Genomic DNA, 1,953 nt, shown 5'->3' with positions numbered 1-1,953 from the left:
AGCACCACCCGGTCGGTGCCCGGCGGCTCCGGAATGCCCGGCTCCACAGTCATGTGTCCCACCTCGATTCGCGAGCAGTTGGCCCCGCCGATGTGGGCCGGCTACCAGCCGGCCGACTCGGAGACGACCTCGAAAACGCCCTTCAGGTTCACCATCCGGGCCAGGTCGGCCTGGTCGATGACGATGTTGAACTCACGCTCCAGCAGCGCGAGGATCTCGATCGCGCCCAGCGAGTCGGCGCCGTGGTCCTCCTTGAAGAGGCTCGTCTCGGTGACCTCGTCCTCGTCCAGCTCGAGAACGTCGCAGACGATCTCCTTGATCCTGGCGTAACGCTGCTCGTCGATGGTGGCCATTGCGCAGTCTCCTTCACACGGTTTCGCACGGTGTCTGTACGGTAGGAATCCGGTGTATCGGCCAGCAATAGTGGCTTCAATTCTTCGATTCCGGCGCCGGTCGGTAGCGCAGCCGGACGTTCGCGCACTCACCGCGGGGGCCGCGGACCGACGCGGAACACACGACGACGCCGTCGGTAGTGGTCCACCGCATCTCGATGTCGATCCGGTCGCCCGGGTGCACGGGACCGGTGAACCGCGCCGAGTCCAGCGCCACCAGCTCGACCGGTCCGTCGGGGGCGGTCAGCAGTGCGCTCAGGTGGACGTACTCGACCTCGCACACGCCCGGAAAGATGGGAAAGTCCGGGTAGTGGCCGGGAAACACCGGCTCGTCGGGAGACACGGTGACCTCCGTGCGCGACGTGGTCACGTCCCGGTCGTCGGTCTCCGCCCGGCGGATCACCTCGATCGCGCCCAGCACGGGGCTCGCCCGCCGCCTCACGGTGCACCCACCGGGCCCGCGTCGACAGAGCCCAACTCCGGAGAACCCAGCCGCAGCACCGCGCACCCCACGCCGCCGCTGCGGTCGGTCGAGGTGAGCAGCACCACGCGGCCGGCGGCGTCGGGTGTATCGCGGGCGAGCGCCAGTGCCACCGCCAGCTGGAACGTGGCGGCCGCCGCTGACGTGTCGCCGATCAGCGAGGTCACCCCCGGCAGAACCGTTGCCGCGTCGGGGAGGAACCCCGCGAGCACCTCGGCCTCGTGGTCACTCCCGGCCGCACCGCCCGGAAGCGCCGCCCACACGTCGGTTGCGGACACACCGGCGGCCATGAGCGCGCCGCGCACGCACCGGTGCAACGCCGGTCGCACGTCGTCGCCGACGACCACCCCGCACCGGACGGCGAGGATCTGGGCCAGCGCCGGGCGCGGCACCGGTCCGGGCCGTTCCAGCCGGACCACCACCCCGCCCTCGCCGAGCACCGTGTCGGGCTCGTCCGGCCCGCGGCTGTGCCACTCCAGCCAGGACCGTTCGGTCGAGTACTCCTCGACCGCTCCACACAGGACGGTGTCGGCGCGGCCGGAGTCGAGCAGCCGGCGCGCGTACGTCAACGCGTGCAGGCCCGACACCCGGCCGCCGGCCACCGTGGTGTTCGGCCCGGTGAGACCGAACCTGATCGCGCACCGGCCGGTGGCGCTGTTCATCACCGTGTTGGGGAAGCGGGCCGGATCCACGAAGAACGGCTTCTCGGCCACCAGCGAGTCGCGGGTGAAGTCCATGATGCTCTGCGCGCTGCCCGTGGTGGTGCCGAGGACCAGCGCCACGCCGTCGCCGGGCCCGTCGACGAGCTGGCCGACGGTCGTCACGGCCAGGCCGGTGACCCGGTCCATCGAGCGGGTGCCCTTGCGGCCGAGCTGCTCGACGATGTCGAAGGCGGGCACGAGGCACGCCCGGGTGTCGGGTACCGGCCACACGTCGGTGTCGACGGCGGTCGCGGTGCCCACGCCGGCGGCGAGACCGTCGACGAACGCGTCGCGGCCGATGCCGAACGGGGACACGGCGGCCCACGCCGAGATGACCGGGCCGGTGGAGGTCGTCGTCATGGTTCAGCCCACGTACTTT

At 71.3% G+C, this 1,953-nt stretch carries 3 protein-coding genes; all 3 read right to left on the bottom strand.

The window, feature by feature from the left end; genetic code table 11:
• Positions 1 to 101: 101 nt before the first annotated feature.
• Complete coding sequence (locus Voc01_RS52560; protein ID WP_203935329.1) at positions 102 to 353, bottom strand: acyl carrier protein; 252 nt, start codon at positions 351 to 353, stop codon at positions 102 to 104.
• 76 nt (positions 354 to 429) lie between these two features.
• The gene (locus Voc01_RS52555) at positions 430 to 834 is read right to left on the bottom strand and encodes a 3-hydroxyacyl-ACP dehydratase FabZ family protein (protein WP_203935328.1); all 405 of its coding nucleotides are present in this window, start codon (positions 832 to 834) and stop codon (positions 430 to 432) included.
• The gene (locus Voc01_RS52550; RefSeq protein WP_203935327.1) at positions 831 to 1,934 is read right to left on the bottom strand and encodes a beta-ketoacyl synthase N-terminal-like domain-containing protein; all 1,104 of its coding nucleotides are present in this window, start codon (positions 1,932 to 1,934) and stop codon (positions 831 to 833) included. The genes Voc01_RS52555 and Voc01_RS52550 overlap by 4 nt, the downstream gene beginning before the upstream one ends.
• Positions 1,935 to 1,953 lie beyond the last annotated feature (19 nt).

It is taken from the genome of Virgisporangium ochraceum, from assembly GCF_016863655.1.
GTDB classification, from domain to species: domain Bacteria; phylum Actinomycetota; class Actinomycetes; order Mycobacteriales; family Micromonosporaceae; genus Virgisporangium; species Virgisporangium ochraceum.
The sequence above is the reverse complement of the archived record's forward strand: the minus strand, read 5'-3'. Positions and strand labels throughout refer to the sequence as shown.